The sequence below is a fragment of the Streptomyces sp. P17 genome, assembly GCF_032436805.1.
In the GTDB taxonomy this organism is placed as follows: Bacteria; Actinomycetota; Actinomycetes; order Streptomycetales; family Streptomycetaceae; genus Streptomyces.
On sequence record NZ_JAVRBF010001347.1, the window covers coordinates 1 to 244 of the forward strand.

The 244-nt window shown below is 62.3% G+C and carries 1 protein-coding gene; it reads right to left on the bottom strand.

Going from position 1 to position 244, the window contains the following annotated elements:
• Positions 1-244 (bottom strand): hypothetical protein (locus RMT89_RS44925; protein WP_315889515.1); only part of this gene is annotated, 244 nt, incomplete at both ends.

Genomic DNA, 244 nt, shown 5'->3' on the forward strand with positions numbered 1-244 from the left:
GTAGCTCGCTGCTGTCCGCCGCCACGATGAGTGGGCGGTTTTCTGGGTGCATCGGTACCGGTCTGCCTTTGGCTTTCCAAATTCCAGCGCGGCGCTCGGCGGCGGCGGACCAGGCGGCGGATAGTCTTGGGTACCAGCGAACGACATTATCCCGGGAGCCTTTGCGGCGGTTAGTCATCACGCCATCGGCCGTGCTGTTGGCATCGGTTAGCGTGACGACCTCAATCCCGCGTAAGCTGCAAAT